Raw genomic sequence first — 2,949 nt, forward strand, 5'->3', positions numbered from 1 at the left:
TGAATTACACATGGGACTTAACGGATTTATGTAAAAATGACGAAGAAGCAAAAGAGAAATGTGTTGCTTTAAAAGAAGACATTCAAGCATTTAATGCAAAGTTTGAAGGCAAATTAAATGACGTTGACGCTGCAGTTGATGCAATTGATGCGTATCGTTCACTATTAGAGAAACTCGTAGTAGTTAGTACATATTCTAGTTTAAAACTATCGAGTGATCAGAGTGATGCTGAAGCACAAAAACTTTCTAGCGTTGTCGGTACGACGTCTACTCTATTTTCAACAGAGACATCATTCTTAACGAGTGATTTACTAAGTAAAGATGAAAACTTTTTAACTCAAATTAAAGATAAAAAAGAAGAATATACTGGATATATCGATCACTTACTACGTTTTAAACCGTATCAACTCGATCCAAAAGTTGAAAAAGCACTCGCTAGTTTTAGTAATGTGTTTAGTGGTCCATACGAACTGTATTTAAAAACGAAATTACTCGATTTAGACTTCGGTTCGTTTACTGTAGACGGTAAAGAATACCCACTTTCTTATTTATCATTTGAAGGTGAATTAGAATCACACCGTGACGAAGAAGTTCGTCGCACAGCGTTTAGACAGTTTAGCGACGTACTAAGAAAGTATGAACATACGACTGCTGCGACATATGATTTACATTTGAAAAAAGAAAAAGCAGAAGCAGACTTACGTGGATTCGATTCAGTCATCGACTACCTACTCCATGATCAAGAAGTACCACGTGAGTTATATGACCGTCAAATCGACACGATTATGAAAGATCTTGCACCACATATGAGACGCTATGCTAAACTTTTACAAAAAGAAAACAATATCGAACACATGAAATTTGAAGATTTAAAAATTTCACTTGATCCAGATTCAGAACCAGAAATTACGATTGAAGAATCACGTAAATATATACTCGACGGATTAAGCGTGATGGGAGAAGACTACGTCAACATGATCAACCGTTCATACGATGAACGCTGGATTGATTTTGTATCGAATAAAGGTAAATCAACAGGTGCGTTTTGCTCGAGCCCGTATGGTGTACATCCGTATATTTTAATTACTTGGACGTCACTTATGGAAGAAGTTTTCGTTCTTGCACATGAACTTGGTCACGCAGGGCACTTCTACAATGCAAATAGAGAAAACAATATTTTTGATACACGCCCTTCTCTATACTTTATCGAAGCACCATCAACATTAAATGAAATGTTAATGGCAAATCACTTATTAAAAACGAGTGATAACGATAAATTTAAGCGCTGGGTGATTAGTTCTATTATTTCTAGAACGTATTACCATAACTTTGTAACACACTTACTTGAAGCGGCATATCAGCGTGAAGTGTACAAAATGGTCGATAACTACGAAACAGTAACTGCTGCAGATTTAAATCGAATTAAACGTGAAGTACTAGAGGAATTCTGGGGAGATGACGTAGAAATCACTGAAGGTGCTGAACTTACATGGATGAGACAACCACACTACTATATGGGATTATATCCATATACGTATTCTGCAGGACTTACGATCTCAACAGAAGTATCTAAACGAATTTTAAACGAAGGACAACCAGCAGTGGATGACTGGTTAGAAGTCTTAAAACTCGGTGGTAAGAAAAATGCAGTAGAACTTTCAAAACATGCAGGTGTTGATATTACAACAAGTGAACCACTTGATAATACGATTAAATATATCGGTGAACTCATCGACGAATTAGAAAAATTATCATAATTACACTACCCCTTTAGACAAACTAAAGGGGTATTTGATTTCATCAACTAATTTTAATATAATTGACCTACTCAAATATATTAGGTGATGCTATGAATAATCAATTAAAACAGACAATTAATGAATTTATACAATTTTATGAAAACCTTAATCACAGACTGAACTCTACTAAAATTGGTCTAACGAAAGCTGAATTAGATGTGATTGACTATGTTGGTGACAATGAGCAAGTCACAGCACGCCAAATCGAGGAAGCACTTCATATCGATAGAGGGTTTTTAAGCCGCACGATTAAAAGTCTTGTTAATAAACAGTTAATCGAACGTCTGCAATCAAAACATGATAAACGAAGTTTTGTTTTAAAGCTAACTAAAGATGGACATGTAAAGAAAAAGCAAATTGAAATTGAACAAGAACAATCATTTATTGAAACGTTCAAACATCTATCTGAAGAGGAAAAAGAATTATTTAATGATGCATTATTAAAAGTCATTAAAATTTATAACAAAGAAGCATTAAATGTAGAGTCAGTAGAACAGAAGAAAATAGATAATGAGAAAACAACGTTCTATAAAGACGGTAATATGTGGAAAATGAGTGATGGTACTTCCCTTCTCTATAAAAAACACGATGAATGGATGGCTGAATTAATACTTTCTGAAACTTTACCGAAGGAAGATGCGTTAAATGCAATTTTAAAAGATGTTATATCATATGCATATGATGACTATGCGAACCACTTATATGTCAATGTGCCTAAAGAAGCTAATTATGTGAGCGTATTAGAAAATCATGATTTTTTTGAACAGAAAATCAAGATGATTATATTCGATATGACTTATTTTTATAAAAGTTAACATAATATTATTGGTGTAAACAAAAAGAGCGCTTATTCGCGCTCTTTTTTAATATATGTGCCTCTTTTATCTTGCGTAATTTTACCATCTTTCATTAAGCTACCTAAGGCACGTTTAAAACTCGCTTTAGACATGTTAAATATCGATTTGATATCTTCTGGCGATGATTTATCGTTATAGACCATCGCTCCACCGTTAAGAAGTAAATACTCGTAAATTTCATCAGCATCGGTATCGATCTTTTTATATGCTTTTTCGATAAATGAACCGTTCATTTCGTTATGCTCATTAAATCCAATAACTCTCACTTTTACTGCTTCACCGAGTCTTGGCTC

At 33.9% G+C, this 2,949-nt stretch carries 3 protein-coding genes; 2 read left to right on the top strand and 1 reads right to left on the bottom strand.

Annotated elements, in window-relative coordinates; genetic code table 11:
- Together pepF and TJ68_RS00115 are read left to right on the top strand one after the other, a co-directional pair.
- The coding region (pepF, locus tag TJ68_RS00110; protein WP_040928090.1) for an oligoendopeptidase F at positions 1 to 1,757 on the top strand (1,757 nt) is incomplete at its 5' end.
- A gap of 92 nt (positions 1,758 to 1,849) precedes the next feature.
- Positions 1,850 to 2,614 carry a MarR family winged helix-turn-helix transcriptional regulator gene (locus TJ68_RS00115; RefSeq protein WP_040928091.1) on the top strand — a complete coding sequence of 255 codons (765 nt, stop codon included), beginning with the start codon at positions 1,850 to 1,852 and terminating at the stop codon, positions 2,612 to 2,614.
- Positions 2,615 to 2,646: 32 nt separating this feature from the next.
- Here TJ68_RS00115 and TJ68_RS08450 read toward each other — a convergent pair.
- On the bottom strand, positions 2,647 to 2,949 hold a 303-nt coding region (locus tag TJ68_RS08450), incomplete at its 5' end, for a hypothetical protein (RefSeq protein ID WP_040928092.1).

This window comes from Nosocomiicoccus massiliensis (genome assembly GCF_000438455.1).
Lineage (GTDB): Bacteria > Bacillota > Bacilli > Staphylococcales > Salinicoccaceae > Nosocomiicoccus > Nosocomiicoccus massiliensis.

Bases quoted from the DNA above. Each gene is read 5' to 3' on its own strand.
- TJ68_RS00115 (WP_040928091.1), top strand. From the start codon at position 1,850: ATGAATAATCAATTAAAACAGACAATTAATGAATTTATACAATTTTAT.